14 protein-coding genes are annotated in these 12,465 nt (G+C 57.9%); 11 read left to right on the top strand and 3 right to left on the bottom strand.

The window, feature by feature from the left end; translation table 11 throughout:
* Positions 1 to 405: 405 nt before the first annotated feature.
* The 5 genes from QD336_RS10815 to dnaQ are packed head-to-tail and all read left to right on the top strand — an operon-like array spanning position 406 to position 4,011.
* Positions 406 to 1,227, top strand: coding sequence for a pyruvate, water dikinase regulatory protein (locus QD336_RS10815; RefSeq protein ID WP_269347127.1), 822 nt, complete (start codon positions 406 to 408; stop codon positions 1,225 to 1,227).
* 31 nt (positions 1,228 to 1,258) lie between these two features.
* Entirely contained in the window at positions 1,259 to 1,858 is a 600-nt protein-coding gene (locus QD336_RS10820; protein WP_499170618.1) for a Maf-like protein, read from the top strand.
* A complete protein-coding gene (locus tag QD336_RS10825) occupies positions 1,851 to 2,711 on the top strand; it encodes a shikimate dehydrogenase (RefSeq protein WP_499170619.1) in 861 nt (286 codons plus the stop codon). Before QD336_RS10820 ends, QD336_RS10825 begins: the two co-directional genes overlap by 8 nt.
* On the top strand, positions 2,711 to 3,292 hold the full coding sequence (gene coaE / locus QD336_RS10830) for a dephospho-CoA kinase (RefSeq protein WP_499170620.1): 582 nt from the start codon (positions 2,711 to 2,713) through the stop codon (positions 3,290 to 3,292). Before QD336_RS10825 ends, coaE begins: the two co-directional genes overlap by 1 nt.
* Before the next feature lie 20 nt (positions 3,293 to 3,312).
* A complete protein-coding gene (gene dnaQ / locus QD336_RS10835; protein WP_499170622.1) occupies positions 3,313 to 4,011 on the top strand; it encodes a DNA polymerase III subunit epsilon in 699 nt (232 codons plus the stop codon).
* A 99-nt stretch (positions 4,012 to 4,110) separates the two neighbouring features.
* Here dnaQ and secB read toward each other — a convergent pair whose 3' ends face one another.
* Positions 4,111 to 4,593, bottom strand: coding sequence for a protein-export chaperone SecB (gene secB / locus QD336_RS10840; RefSeq protein ID WP_004444254.1), 483 nt, complete (start codon positions 4,591 to 4,593; stop codon positions 4,111 to 4,113).
* A 103-nt stretch (positions 4,594 to 4,696) separates the two neighbouring features.
* Entirely contained in the window at positions 4,697 to 5,227 is a 531-nt protein-coding gene (locus tag QD336_RS10845) for an FxsA family protein (RefSeq protein ID WP_499170624.1), read from the bottom strand.
* A 140-nt stretch (positions 5,228 to 5,367) separates the two neighbouring features.
* Here QD336_RS10845 and QD336_RS10850 point away from each other — a divergent pair, with 140 nt between their 5' ends.
* The 5 genes from QD336_RS10850 (at position 5,368) to gyrB (ending at position 10,695) form a co-directional block, all read left to right on the top strand.
* Positions 5,368 to 6,066: a Tim44/TimA family putative adaptor protein gene (locus QD336_RS10850; protein ID WP_499170625.1), complete on the top strand. Its 699-nt coding sequence runs from the start codon at positions 5,368 to 5,370 to the stop codon at positions 6,064 to 6,066.
* A complete protein-coding gene (gene mltA, locus QD336_RS10855; protein WP_499170626.1) occupies positions 6,063 to 7,175 on the top strand; it encodes a murein transglycosylase A in 1,113 nt (370 codons plus the stop codon). Before QD336_RS10850 ends, mltA begins: the two co-directional genes overlap by 4 nt.
* Positions 7,172 to 7,741 (top strand): Smr/MutS family protein, encoded by a 570-nt coding sequence (locus QD336_RS10860; RefSeq protein ID WP_499170627.1) that lies wholly within the window; start codon positions 7,172 to 7,174, stop codon positions 7,739 to 7,741. Before mltA ends, QD336_RS10860 begins: the two co-directional genes overlap by 4 nt.
* Positions 7,738 to 8,103, top strand: coding sequence for a helix-turn-helix domain-containing protein (locus tag QD336_RS10865; RefSeq protein WP_006311080.1), 366 nt, complete (start codon positions 7,738 to 7,740; stop codon positions 8,101 to 8,103). The genes QD336_RS10860 and QD336_RS10865 overlap by 4 nt, the downstream gene beginning before the upstream one ends.
* A gap of 156 nt (positions 8,104 to 8,259) precedes the next feature.
* Entirely contained in the window at positions 8,260 to 10,695 is a 2,436-nt protein-coding gene (gene gyrB, locus QD336_RS10870; RefSeq protein WP_269347118.1) for a DNA topoisomerase (ATP-hydrolyzing) subunit B, read from the top strand.
* 104 nt (positions 10,696 to 10,799) lie between these two features.
* Here the strand turns inward: gyrB and QD336_RS10875 are convergent, their stop codons facing one another.
* Complete coding sequence (locus tag QD336_RS10875) at positions 10,800 to 11,402, bottom strand: nitroreductase family protein (RefSeq protein ID WP_499170629.1); 603 nt, start codon at positions 11,400 to 11,402, stop codon at positions 10,800 to 10,802.
* Between the two features lie 128 nt (positions 11,403 to 11,530).
* Here QD336_RS10875 and QD336_RS10880 point away from each other — a divergent pair, with 128 nt between their 5' ends.
* Positions 11,531 to 12,373 (top strand): fumarylacetoacetate hydrolase family protein, encoded by an 843-nt coding sequence (locus QD336_RS10880; RefSeq protein WP_499170630.1) that lies wholly within the window; start codon positions 11,531 to 11,533, stop codon positions 12,371 to 12,373.
* The last annotated feature ends 92 nt before the right edge of the window (positions 12,374 to 12,465 follow it).

A 12,465-nucleotide genomic window follows, 5' to 3' on the forward strand; every position in this document is an offset into this window, starting at 1 on the left:
ACCCAGCTTCTAAAAAATAAAATCAAAGAGATTTAAAAGATTTTCTATTTCTTAGAGTCTGTGGGTAGCAAGGATTAAAATCATTCCAGTCGAAATGCCGCAGTCGTGACGTTTTAAACGCGCCTGCGCAGATTGTTGCCGCGTCTGTTTGTCAATAATCTGGAAAACAGAAATTAGATAAATAATTTCAAATAGTTATATCTAAATAGAAAAACCCCGTATCTGTGGATAATCTGGGGAAAATTTTGAATAGTTTCGCATTCTTCCAATAATTCACAGGCGCCGCGAAGGCGAGAGAAGCCACTTGCGGATTGTGGAAAAACACCACTTTATTCACGGCGCGGTTCGATCCGTCGGACAATTCAGAAACTTGTCCCGGTTTATCAACAGGGGGAGAAAAACAGCGTGGAGAACAAAAAAAGCTTCTTCCATCTGCACCTGATTTCGGACTCAACGGGAGAGACTCTGATGTCGGCCGGCCGCGCCGTCTCGGCTCAGTTCCATGCCTCCATGCCGGTGGAACATGTCTATCCGATGATCCGCAACCAGAAACAGCTCGCGCAGGTCGTTGATCTCATCGACAAGGAACCCGGCATCGTTCTTTATACTATCGTTGATCAGCAGCTGGCCGAATTCCTGGATCTGCGCTGCCATGCGATCGGCGTGCCCTGCGTCAATGTCCTCGAACCGATCATCGGTATCTTTCAGACCTATCTCGGTGCGCCGTCGAGAAGGCGGGTAGGGGCGCAGCACGCGCTGAATGCCGATTATTTCGCGCGAATCGAAGCGCTCAATTTTGCCATGGACCATGATGACGGACAGATGCCGGAGACCTATGACGAGGCGGATGTCGTCATCATCGGCATCAGCCGTACGTCGAAAACCCCGACCAGCATCTATCTTGCCAACAGGGGCATAAAGACCGCCAATATTCCGGTTGTTCCCAATGTGCCTTTGCCTGACAGCCTTTATGCCACCACCCGGCCTTTGATCGTTGGTCTCGTCGCGACATCGGATCGCATATCGCAGGTTCGTGAAAACCGGGAGTTGGGTGCAACGGGTGGATTTGACAGCGGCCGTTATACGGATCGCGCCACCATCATGGAAGAGCTGAAATATGCGCGGGCGCTCTGCGCCCGCAACAATTGGCCGCTGATCGACGTCACACGCCGTTCCATCGAGGAAACGGCCGCGGCGATCCTTGCCCTTCGCCCGAGGACGCGATAATCCCGATTGCACCATTCGGAGCAGACAGTCGATGAAACAAGAGTTGATCCTCGCCTCGTCCAGCGCATCCCGCCAGATGTTGATGCGCAATGCGGGGCTGACATTTTCGGCGATCCCGGCGGATATTGATGAGCGCGCGCTTGATGAGCAGCTGGAGCGAGAAGGCGCCAGCCCGGAAGAGGTCGCACTGGAACTCGCAAGGGCCAAGGCCCTTGCGGTCAGTGCGCTTCATCCGCAGGCGCTGGTTCTCGGCTGCGACCAGACCATGGCGCTCGGTTCCCGTGTCTATCACAAGCCAAAAACAATGGCGGAAGCCGAAGCGCATCTGCTTTCATTGTCCGGCAAGGCCCATCGTCTGAACAGTGCGGCCGTTCTTGTTCGCAAGGGTGAGGTCGTGTGGAAGACCATTTCCAGCGCCGAGCTTTTGGTTCGGAGTTTGACTCCCGAATTTGTCTCCCGTCACCTGCAGCGGGTGGGAGAAAAAGCCTTGAGCAGTGTTGGCGCTTACCAGCTCGAAGGAGAGGGAATCCAGCTATTCACCTCCATCGAGGGGGACTATTTCACGATCCTCGGCCTGCCACTCCTGCCTCTTTTAACGAAACTGCGCGACATGGATGTCATCGATGGCTGATTCACGTGAAACATTAACCATAGATGCCTTCGTTGTCGGTTACCCGATCAAGCACTCCCGGTCGCCGATCATCCATTCCTATTGGCTGAAAAAATTCGGTATCGCCGGTTCCTATAAGGCCGTTGAGGTCTCCCCGGACGATTTCGCGAATTTCATTGCGACGCTGAAAGAAGGAAAGCCCGGTGCAGCGGTCGGCGGCAATGTCACCATTCCCCACAAGGAAGCGGCTTACCGGCTGGCGGACAGGCCCGACGCTTTGGCGGAAGAACTCGGCGCCGCCAACACCATCTGGATGGAGGAGGGGAAACTCCAGGCTACCAATACGGATGGATACGGTTTCGTCTCGAACCTGGATGAACGGCATAAGGGCTGGGACAATACCGATCGGGCGGTGGTTTTCGGTGCCGGTGGTGCAAGCCGGGCGGTCATTCAGTCCCTGCGTGATCGGGGTATTTCCGAAATTCACGTCCTGAACCGCACGGTCGAACGTGCCCGCGAACTGGCTGACCGTTTTGGCCCGCGGGTCTTTTCCCATCCCCAGGCAGCTCTTCAGGAGGTCATGCAGGGTGCCGGGCTGTTCGTGAATACGACATCGCTCGGTATGGATGGAACCGAGGCGCCACATCTCGATTTTTCGCCGATGGCCGCCAATGCCGTCGTCACCGATATCGTCTACGTTCCGTTGAAAACGCCGATCCTGAAGATGGCGGAAGAGCAGGGCATGGCTACCGTCGATGGGCTCGGCATGTTGCTCCATCAGGCGAAACCCGGTTTCAAGCGGTGGTTCGGCAGGATGCCGGAGGTGGATGAAACTCTCCGCTCCCTCATCATCGAGGATATGGAGAAACATTGATGATCGTCATTGGTCTCACCGGCTCGATTGGAATGGGAAAAACGACGACGGCGAGGCTCTTCGCCGAAGAGGGTGTTCCAGTTCTCGATTCCGATGAGGTCGTGCACGGGCTTTATCGTGCGGAAGCCGTTCCCTTGATCGAGGTCGCCTTTCCGGGCACCACCATCGCCGGCATGGTCGACCGCCAGAAACTCGGCGATACACTGCGGCAGAATCCGGCTAATTTTAGCAGGCTGGAAGAGATCGTTCATCCGCTGGTGCGCAAAAGACAGGAAGCCTTTCTGGCGGAGACGCGGAAAGAAGGGCGGCAATTCGCTTTGCTCGACATACCCCTGTTGTTCGAAACCGGGGCGGAAGGCCGTGTCGATAAAGTCGTGGTGGTGAGTTGCGCGCCGGAAATCCAGCGTGAGCGGGTTTTATCCCGACCCGGCATGACGGAGGAGAAATTCGAAATGATCCTTGCGCGGCAGATGCCCGATGCGGAGAAGCGCCGGCGCGCCGATTTCATCATCGATTCCGGAAATGGTGTCGAAGCGGCGCGGGATCAGGTAAGAGAGATTTTGCAGAAACTGGGCGCTTGAGTCGCGCCGCGGAGAGATGAATGCGTGAGATCATTTTCGATACGGAAACCACGGGCCTCGAATCGAAGCTGGATCGTGTGATCGAAATCGGCGGCATCGAGCTCATCAATCATTTTCCCACCGGCCGCACGCTGCATCTTTATATCAGCCCGGAGGATCGCAAGGTTCACCCGGATGCGCTTGCCGTTCATGGCATTACCGATGAGTTTCTGAAGGACAAGCCGAAATTCGGAGACGTTGTCGAACAGATCCGTGACTTCTTCGATGGTGCGCGCTGGGTGGCGCATAATGCGACCTTCGATATGGGCTTCATCAATGCGGAATTCGCGCGCCTTGGCATCGAGCCGGTTTCTGCCGATCTGGTGACGGACACACTTTCGCTTGCCCGCCGCAAGCACCCCATGGGGCCGAATTCGCTGGATGCACTTTGCCGACGTTACGGCATCGACAATTCCCACCGCACCAAGCACGGGGCGCTTCTCGACTCCGAGCTTCTGGCCGAAGTCTATATCGAAATGATTGGTGGACGTCAGACGGCGCTCGGTTTCGGCTCCGCGGCGCGACAGGAAACCATCATCATTGAGGAAGACGTTCCGCTGGAGCCTCTGCAACGACCGAGAGCCTTGCCATCGAGGCTCGACGCGGAGACGGCTGCGGCCCATGGCAAACTCGTTCTCGGCATGGGCGACAAGGCGATCTGGAACCGCTACCAGAACTGAGGTTTACTCGGTTGCTGAAACCGCAAATCTGGCCAAAGAAAAACCCGKGCGAAGAACCCGGGTTTTGTTTTATCTGCCATGCAGAGCCTTGGGCGCCGCTTAGTTCGGTACGGCCTGAACCTGGGCCTTCGCCTGTTCTTCGGCGACGCGCTGCGCGAACATCTGCGCGAAATCGATCGGGTCGATCATCAGCGGCGGGAAACCGCCATTGCGGGTGACGTCGGCAATGATCTGGCGGGCGAAGGGGAAGAGCAGGCGTGGGCACTCGATGAAGAGGACCGGCAGCATGTGTTCCTGCGGGAAACCGGCGATGCGGAACACGCCGCCATAAACCAGCTCGGCTGCGAACAGGACCTTGTCGCCATCCTTGGCTTCCGCATTCAGCGTCAGAACAACGTCGAAATCCGAACCGGAGATCGGGTTTGCGTTGACATTGACATTGATGTTGATCGACGGCGCATTCTCACGGGCCTGCAGCGAACGGGGAGCACCCGGATTTTCGAAGGACAGATCCTTGATGTACTGGGCAAGAATGTTGAGAGAAGGGCTAACTGCGCCCTGTGCGCCATTTTCAGCGGTCATTACGGTTCCTCGCGGCGTGAATTCGTGGAAGGCGGTCTATCATTTCGACCGGGGGCTTACAACCCTCCGTGATCGGTCATCGCCATCCCATTCCGCCGGGCGGTCAGGGTTTGGGCAGGTCGCGATCATCGGGCTTCTGCGACCAGGGAGAATCTTTCGGCCCCTCGCGGTGAAACTCCTCTTCATCCAGATCCACCACCTTCGAATTGCCCGCAGGTCCCCGGTCATTTCGAAACCCGGAACCCGACTGGGGGCCGGACTGCCTGAATGAGCCAGAGACGACCACGCGTGGTCCGAAAGCCTTCCAGAAAAACCGGCGAATGGCCGGCGACAGAAGCAGGAGGCCAAGAATATCGGTGATGAAGCCGGGGATGAACAGCAGGATGCCTGCGACAACGCGCATGGCGCCGTTGACGAGTTCATCCGCCGGCTGCGCACCAGTGCGGCCCGCATCCTGAAGATTTCTCACCATGCCGATGCCGCCGAGACGCAGTATGAGCAACCCCAGGAACGAGGTGAACAGGACAAGCGCCAACGTCAGCCACAGGCCTATCGCCTTGCCGACGATGATGAAGCCGGCAATTTCGAGAATGGGCATTATCAGGATGACGATGGGGAGAAAGGAAAAACGCATCTTCTAGCCTTGCGTGTGCATCTCTGGCAGATTGCCGGTTCCCGGGACACCGATGATTGAATCTGCACATTTGAATGATGATAAGATGCAGACTATATGATGGTGTGGTTTTCGAATTTAAATGGCGGTTTTGGTAAAAGATGGGCTTCAGTGACTTTATCACATTGTTTTTTCTCGTTGCAGCGGTGCTGATCTTCTTTCAGCTGCGCAGTGTCCTTGGCCGTCGCACGGGCAATGAAAAGCCGCCATTCGACCCCTATAGCCCCCGTGACGTGGCAAAGGGTCCTGTCGCGGACGATAACAAGGTCGTGACCTTGCCGAAGCGCAGCGAGGCGGAGGATGAGAACCGCTTTGCTGAGGCGGATGCGCTTGCGCCTGCCGATACACCGCTCAATGCATCGCTGCGCGACGTGATGACCAAGGATCCGTCCTTCCGGCCCAAGGAATTCCTGAACGGCGCCCGCATGGCCTACGAAATGATCGTCATGGGTTTTGCCGACGGCGACCGCAAGACACTCAAAAACCTTCTGTCGAAGGAGGTCTTCGACGGTTTCGAGGCGGCGATTTCCGAACGGGAAAGCCGTGGTGAAGTGGTGAAATCCACCTTCGTTGGCATCGAGAAAGCCGACATCACCCAGGCGAGCGTTCGCGATTCCGAAGTGCAGGTTACGCTGAGGATTGTCAGCCAGCTGATTTCGGCAACCTATGACAAGGACGGCAAGCTGGTGGATGGCGATCCGGAGGCGGTTGCGGAGGTGGATGACATCTGGACCTTCTCGCGCGACATCCGCTCGCGCGATCCGAACTGGAAGCTGATCGCCACCGAATCCGAGCAATGAATACGCCCTTTTTGATCGACGAAGTTTCTTTCCGCGATCTGCCCGGATGGCGGGAAGACGATCCCCACAAGCTTTTTCCGGCGATGGGAACCATCCTCTCTCATCTTCGCAATGCGAAACCCTACCGGACCGGTGCGCTTGGGATAACGGCGGCGGAGCTGGTTTCACTTCTGGAACTCGCGGAAAAAAGCCAGGTAAACAGCCCGGAACAGGCGCGCCAGTTTTTCGAAACCAATTGTGTGCCGTTCAGGATTTCCCCGGCTCAGGGAAAAAGCGGTTTCGTGACCGCTTTTTACGAGCCCGAACTGGAAGTCTCCGCCACACCCGATGATGTCTGGCGTTACCCGATCTACCAACGGCCGCCGGAACTGGTGGATATCGACGACAATAATCGGCCAAATGGCTTTGATCCGTCCTATGCTTTCGGCAAGGCGGATGAAAATGGCATTTCCCATTTTCCCGATCGCCGCGCCATCGATGAGGGATATCTGGAGGGTAGGGGTCTTGAGATCGCCTGGGCGAGATCGAAGGTCGACCTGTTCTTCGTCCATGTGCAGGGTGCGGCGCGTCTGGTGTTTCCGGATGGCGCGATAAAGCGCATCACCTATGCGGCCAAGGCCGGTCACGCCTTTTCGCCGATCGGGCGGCTGCTTCTCGATCGCGGCGAACTCGACCCTAAAACCATCTCGATGCAGACGATCCGCAAATGGCTCACCGACCATCCCGATGAGGTGGATGGGGTGCTGTGGCACAACCGCTCCTACATTTTTTTCCGGGAGGCGGATGTCGCCGGTTTGAACATGGGGCCGATCGCGGCCGCCAAGGTGCCGCTGGTGGCGGGTCGGGCGCTTGCAGTGGACAGGCTGATCCACACTTTCGGTCTGCCTTTCTTCATCCATGCGCCGACGCTGACCCATCTCGATGATGGAAAGCCGTTCGCCCGGCTGATGCTGGCGCTTGATACGGGTTCGGCCATCGTCGGCCCGGCACGCGGCGATATTTTCACCGGTTCCGGTTTCGAAGCGGGAGAGCTTGCCGGCACGGTGCGCAACGAGGCCGATTTTTATATATTGCTGCCGCGGGTCGCTGCGGAAAGGTATCGGCGATGAAAGGCAGTCGCAAGCTCGGCAAGGAAGAACGTGTTCTGTGGGGAAAGGTCGCAAAAACCACGCGGCCTATTTCCGGCAGGCTGGAAGACTTGCTGGCTTTCGATGACATAGAAGAGATGCCTGCCGAGCCCGTTGTCCCGCAAACCGGCAAAAGCGCCTTTCCGCGCATGCTTGTGGAAGCGGCGGAAGCGCTGGCCGTGACTCCGGATAAAAAGCCGAAAACCCATCAGCCGATGGAAAAACCGGTCAAGCGCAAGCTCACCCGTGGCCTGCTGCCGCTGGAAGGGCGGATCGACCTGCACGGCATGTTCCAGAGCGAAGCCCATGCGGTACTGCTTGATTTCCTGCTGCGGGCACATGAGCGAGGTCTTCGCCATGTGCTGGTCATCACCGGCAAGGGGCGCTCCATCGGCAGCGATGGTGCGTTAAAAAGGGCGGTGCCCATGTGGTTCTCCAAGCCGGAATATCGCCATCTGATCTCGTCCTATGAGGATGCGTCGGCCAATCACGGTGGCGATGGTGCGCTTTATGTGCGGCTTTCGCGGCGGCGTGGTGAAAAATCATGACCCCCTTTGCGGAAGCCGTACGGCAGCTTCGCGAGCGCAAGGGCGTCACGCAGAAGGAAATGGCTGCAGCCATCGGCGTGTCGCCGGCCTATCTTTCGGCGCTGGAGCATGGCAAGCGCGGCAAACCGAGCTTCGATCTGCTGCAGCGCATTGCCGGTTATTTCAACATCATCTGGGACGAGGCGGAGGAATTGTTCTTTCTGGCCGGTTCGTCAGACCCGAAGGTGGTGATCGATACGGTGGGCCTGCCGCCGCAATATACGGCTTTCGCCAACCGTCTTGCACGGGATATTCGCAAGCTGCCGCCGAGTGTGGTAGAGGAACTGTCAGCCGTGCTGCAAAAAAGCCGTTCTTGCGATTGAAACCCCTCTATCCCCTGCTTTATTCAGCATCCTGAAGCATGCGGCCTTTGGGATTGGGTGTAGAATTTCTATAGTCGCATGTCGGATTTGAGTGATTCGCTGGCTTCAGGCCTTCTCACTGAAAGCCTGGCCAGGAAAACTTTGGAAAGAGTACTTATGACCGAAACATCGTCAAGCGAAGTCGGCGCGAACGCAGAATATGGAGCCGATTCGATCAAGGTCCTCAAGGGCCTTGATGCCGTGCGCAAACGGCCCGGCATGTATATCGGCGATACCGATGACGGTTCCGGCCTGCATCACATGGTCTATGAAGTCGTCGACAATGCCATCGATGAGGCACTCGCTGGCCATGCCGATCTGGTGACGGTGACGCTGAATGCCGACGGCTCCGTGACGGTGACCGATAACGGACGCGGCATTCCGACCGACATTCATTCCTCCGAAGGCGTTTCGGCTGCCGAAGTCATCATGACCCAGCTGCATGCGGGCGGTAAATTCGACCAGAACTCTTACAAGGTGTCTGGCGGTCTGCATGGCGTGGGCGTCTCGGTGGTCAATGCGCTTTCGGTCTGGCTGAAGCTTCGCATCCGCCGCAATGGCAAGTTGCACGAAATCGGCTTCACCCATGGTGTCGCCGACGCACCGCTCTCTGTCATTGGCGAATATGAAGGCCGCTCGGGCACGGAAGTCACCTTCCTGGCAAGCTCCGAAACCTTCACCATGACGGAATATGATTATGCGACGCTCGAGCACCGCCTGCGCGAACTCGCGTTCCTGAATTCCGGCGTTCGCATTCTGCTGACCGACAAGCGTCATTCCGACGTCAAGCAGGAAGAGCTGCTTTACGATGGCGGCCTTGAGGCTTTTGTCCGTTATCTCGATCGCTCCAAGAAACCGCTGGTGGACAAGCCCGTTGCCATCAAGGGCGAAAAGGACGGCATTACCGTCGAAGTCGCGCTGTGGTGGAACGACAGCTACCACGAGAACGTGCTGTGCTTCACCAACAACATTCCCCAGCGCGATGGCGGCACCCACATGGCCGGTTTCCGCGCCGCGCTGACCCGCCAGGTCACCTCCTATGCCGAAACCTCCGGCATCATGAAAAAGGAAAAGGTGAGCCTGCAGGGCGAAGACTGCCGCGAAGGCCTGACCGCCATCCTGTCCGTGAAGGTGCCTGACCCGAAGTTCTCCTCGCAGACCAAAGACAAGCTGGTTTCCTCGGAAGTACGCCCGGTCGTGGAAAGCCTCGTCAACGAGGCGCTCTCCACCTGGCTGGAGGAACATCCGTCCGATGCGAAAATCCTCGTCGGCAAGGTGGTGGAAGCGGCTGTTGCCCGTGAAGCCGCCCGCAAGGCGCGGGAATTGACCCGCCGCAAGGGTGCGCTGGATATTGCCTCTCTGCCCGGCAAGCTTGCCGACTGCTCCGAGCGCGATCCGGCGAAATCCGAACTTTTCCTCGTCGAGGGTGACTCGGCCGGTGGCTCCGCAAAGCAGGGTCGTTCGCGCGAAAGCCAGGCCATCCTGCCGCTGCGCGGCAAGATCCTGAACGTTGAACGCGCCCGTTTCGACAAGATGCTGTCCAGCCAGGAAATCGGCACGCTGATTACCGCGCTCGGCACCTCCATCGGCAAGGATGAGTTCAACGCCGACAAGCTGCGTTATCACAAGATCATCATCATGACGGATGCTGACGTCGACGGCGCCCATATCCGTACCCTGCTGTTGACCTTCTTCTTCCGCCAGATGCCGGAACTGATCGAACGCGGCCATCTCTATATCGCCCAGCCGCCGCTTTATAAGGTCACGCGCGGCAAATCCGTGCAGTATCTGAAGGACGAAAAGGCGCTGGAAGAGTACCTGATCTCCATGGGTATCGAGGAAGCATCGCTGACGCTCGGCACCGGTGAAGTCCGCGTCGGCGCCGATCTGCGTGAAGTCATTCTGGACGCGGTGCGCATGCGCTCGCTGATCGATGGCCTGCATTCGCGTTACAGCCGCTCGATCGTGGAACAGGCGGCCATTGCCGGCGCGCTGAACCCCGAGCTTTCGGCCGATGCCGCCCGGGCACAGGAAACCGTTACCGAAGTGGCCCGGCGTCTGGACATGATCGCGGAAGAAACCGAACGCGGCTGGTCCGGTACGGTGCTGCAGGATGGCGGTTTGCGTTTCGAGCGCATGGTACGCGGCGTCAAGGAAGTCTCGACGCTGGATATGGGTCTGCTTGGTTCCGCCGATGCTCGCCATATCGATCAGCTCGCAGGCCGCACGCGGGATATCTATGCCACGCCGCCGGTTCTTCAGCGCAAGGACGGCACCATGGAACTGGCCGGTCCGCGGGCACTTCTGGATGCGATTTTCGCAGCCGGCCGCAAGGGTCTTTCCATGCAGCGTTACAAGGGCCTTGGCGAGATGAACGCCGAACAGCTGTGGGAAACCACGCTGGATGCCAATGTTCGCTCCCTGTTGCAGGTGCGGGTGAGCGACGCAACCGACGCCGACGGCCTGTTCGCCCGCCTGATGGGCGACGAGGTGGAGCCGCGTCGCGACTTCATTCAGGAAAATGCCCTGAGCGTCGCCAACCTCGATATTTAATCCTGTGGGGTGTTTCGCGTAACGATTCACGTGAAACGAAAATTTAACAAAAGGCCCGGCGGGCAATTCCCGCCGGGCCTTTTGTTTTTGCGGAGGATCGGAAATCAGTCGGCCTTGCCCGTGAAACGTCCTTCGAAAGCAACATCCGAAAGGGGCAGGCGCTTGCTTGGCACCTCCCGTTCCGCCAGATCATCAGGAAGAACGGACTTGTCGGTCAGCGTGCCGATCGCAACCCCGGCCTCCACCTTATAACCTTCCGGGATGTTCAGCTTTTCAACGATCTTGTCCTTCAATATGCCAGCCATGCCATGGGCGTGGTAACCAAGCAGGTGCGCCTGCATGGCAAGCGAAAACCAGGCCGCTCCGGCGTCGAAGGAATGGGTCGCCGAAGGTTTTTTCTCACCTTCGCGCGAGATGTTGTGGTCGCGGGAAACGACAAACAGCAGCACGGAGGCGTTTTTTGCCCAGCGCTGGTTTCCTTCCATGAGAAGTTCCACAAAAAGCGGCCAGTCTTCACTATCCTTGCGTGCATAGACAAACCGCCACGGCTGATAGTTGGAAGCGGAGGGCGCCCAGTGCGCCGCATCCAGAATGGTCATCAGATGCTGGGTCGGCATGGGGCTGCCATCAAAGGCACGCGGAGACCAGCGGTCGAGGAAGAGGGGGTCGACGGGATATTCGGATTGCCGGGAGTTGCTGTTCGTCACGGGCCGTGTCCTTTTGATTGCCGGGAAGGAAAAGGTATTTTTCGAAAGTTGGCGCAGTCAAGGGGTGACAAGTATGAATGCATCGTTCATATATGCATCACCTTGTCTGACAACCGGGAGAGAGTTCCATGAAATTGATGCGTGTTGGCCAGCCCGGCCAGGAAAAACCAGCAATCCTCGACGCGGAAGGAAAAGTCCGCGATCTGTCCGCCCATGTGAAAGATATCGGCGGCGACGCGATTTCTCCCGAGGGTCTCAAGAAGATCGCCGCGATCGATCTTTCCAGCCTGCCGGTCTTGAGCGAAGAGCGCATCGGCGCCTGCGTTGCCGGCACCGGAAAATTCATCTGCATCGGCCTCAACTTCTCCGACCACGCTGCCGAAACGGGTGCTACCGTACCGCCGGAACCGGTCATTTTCATGAAGGCGACGTCTGCCATCGTCGGTCCGAACGATAACGTCACCATTCCGCGTGGTTCGGAAAAGACCGACTGGGAAGTCGAGCTTGGCGTCGTCATCGGCAAGACCGCGAAATATGTCTCCGAGGCGGATGCTCTCGATTATGTCGCCGGTTACTGCGTTTCGCATGATGTTTCCGAGCGCGCCTTCCAGACGGAGCGTGCCGGTCAGTGGACCAAGGGCAAGTCCTGCGACACTTTCGGTCCCATCGGCCCCTGGCTGGTGACGAAGGAAGAAATCGCCGATCCGCAGAACCTTGGCATGTGGCTGAAGGTCAACGGCCAGACCATGCAGGACGGTTCCAGCAAGACCATGGTTTACGGCGTCGCCCACGTTGTCTCCTACCTCAGCCAGTTCATGTCGCTGCACCCCGGCGATGTCATTTCCACCGGCACCCCTCCCGGCGTCGGCATGGGTCAGAAGCCGCCGCGTTACCTGAAGGCTGGTGATATCGTGGAACTCGGCATCGAGGGCCTCGGTTCCCAGAAACAGACTTTCGTCGCCGACATCTGATCGCCGGCAGGTATTCAACGAAAAGTGAGGCGCCGGCGGGAAACCGCTGGCGCCTTAAATTTTGTGCACCTGCGAAAAGCTGCTATGGTTGA

The organism is Rhizobium sp. BR 250, from assembly GCF_047445855.1.
GTDB classification, from domain to species: domain Bacteria; phylum Pseudomonadota; class Alphaproteobacteria; order Rhizobiales; family Rhizobiaceae; genus Agrobacterium; species Agrobacterium tumefaciens_I.

Excerpts from the sequence above, each read along its gene's own strand:
- QD336_RS10820 (WP_499170618.1), top strand. The coding sequence starts at position 1,259 with ATGAAACAAGAGTTGATCCTCGCCTCGTCCAGCGCATCCCGCCAGATG.
- QD336_RS10825 (WP_499170619.1), top strand. The coding sequence starts at position 1,851 with ATGGCTGATTCACGTGAAACATTAACCATAGATGCCTTCGTTGTCGGT.
- coaE (WP_499170620.1), top strand. The coding sequence starts at position 2,711 with ATGATCGTCATTGGTCTCACCGGCTCGATTGGAATGGGAAAAACGACG.
- dnaQ (WP_499170622.1), top strand. The coding sequence starts at position 3,313 with ATGCGTGAGATCATTTTCGATACGGAAACCACGGGCCTCGAATCGAAG.
- secB (WP_004444254.1), bottom strand. The coding sequence starts at position 4,593 with ATGACCGCTGAAAATGGCGCACAGGGCGCAGTTAGCCCTTCTCTCAAC.
- QD336_RS10845 (WP_499170624.1), bottom strand. The coding sequence starts at position 5,227 with ATGCGTTTTTCCTTTCTCCCCATCGTCATCCTGATAATGCCCATTCTC.
- QD336_RS10850 (WP_499170625.1), top strand. The coding sequence starts at position 5,368 with ATGGGCTTCAGTGACTTTATCACATTGTTTTTTCTCGTTGCAGCGGTG.
- mltA (WP_499170626.1), top strand. The coding sequence starts at position 6,063 with ATGAATACGCCCTTTTTGATCGACGAAGTTTCTTTCCGCGATCTGCCC.
- QD336_RS10860 (WP_499170627.1), top strand. The coding sequence starts at position 7,172 with ATGAAAGGCAGTCGCAAGCTCGGCAAGGAAGAACGTGTTCTGTGGGGA.
- QD336_RS10865 (WP_006311080.1), top strand. The coding sequence starts at position 7,738 with ATGACCCCCTTTGCGGAAGCCGTACGGCAGCTTCGCGAGCGCAAGGGC.
- gyrB (WP_269347118.1), top strand. The coding sequence starts at position 8,260 with ATGACCGAAACATCGTCAAGCGAAGTCGGCGCGAACGCAGAATATGGA.
- QD336_RS10880 (WP_499170630.1), top strand. The coding sequence starts at position 11,531 with ATGAAATTGATGCGTGTTGGCCAGCCCGGCCAGGAAAAACCAGCAATC.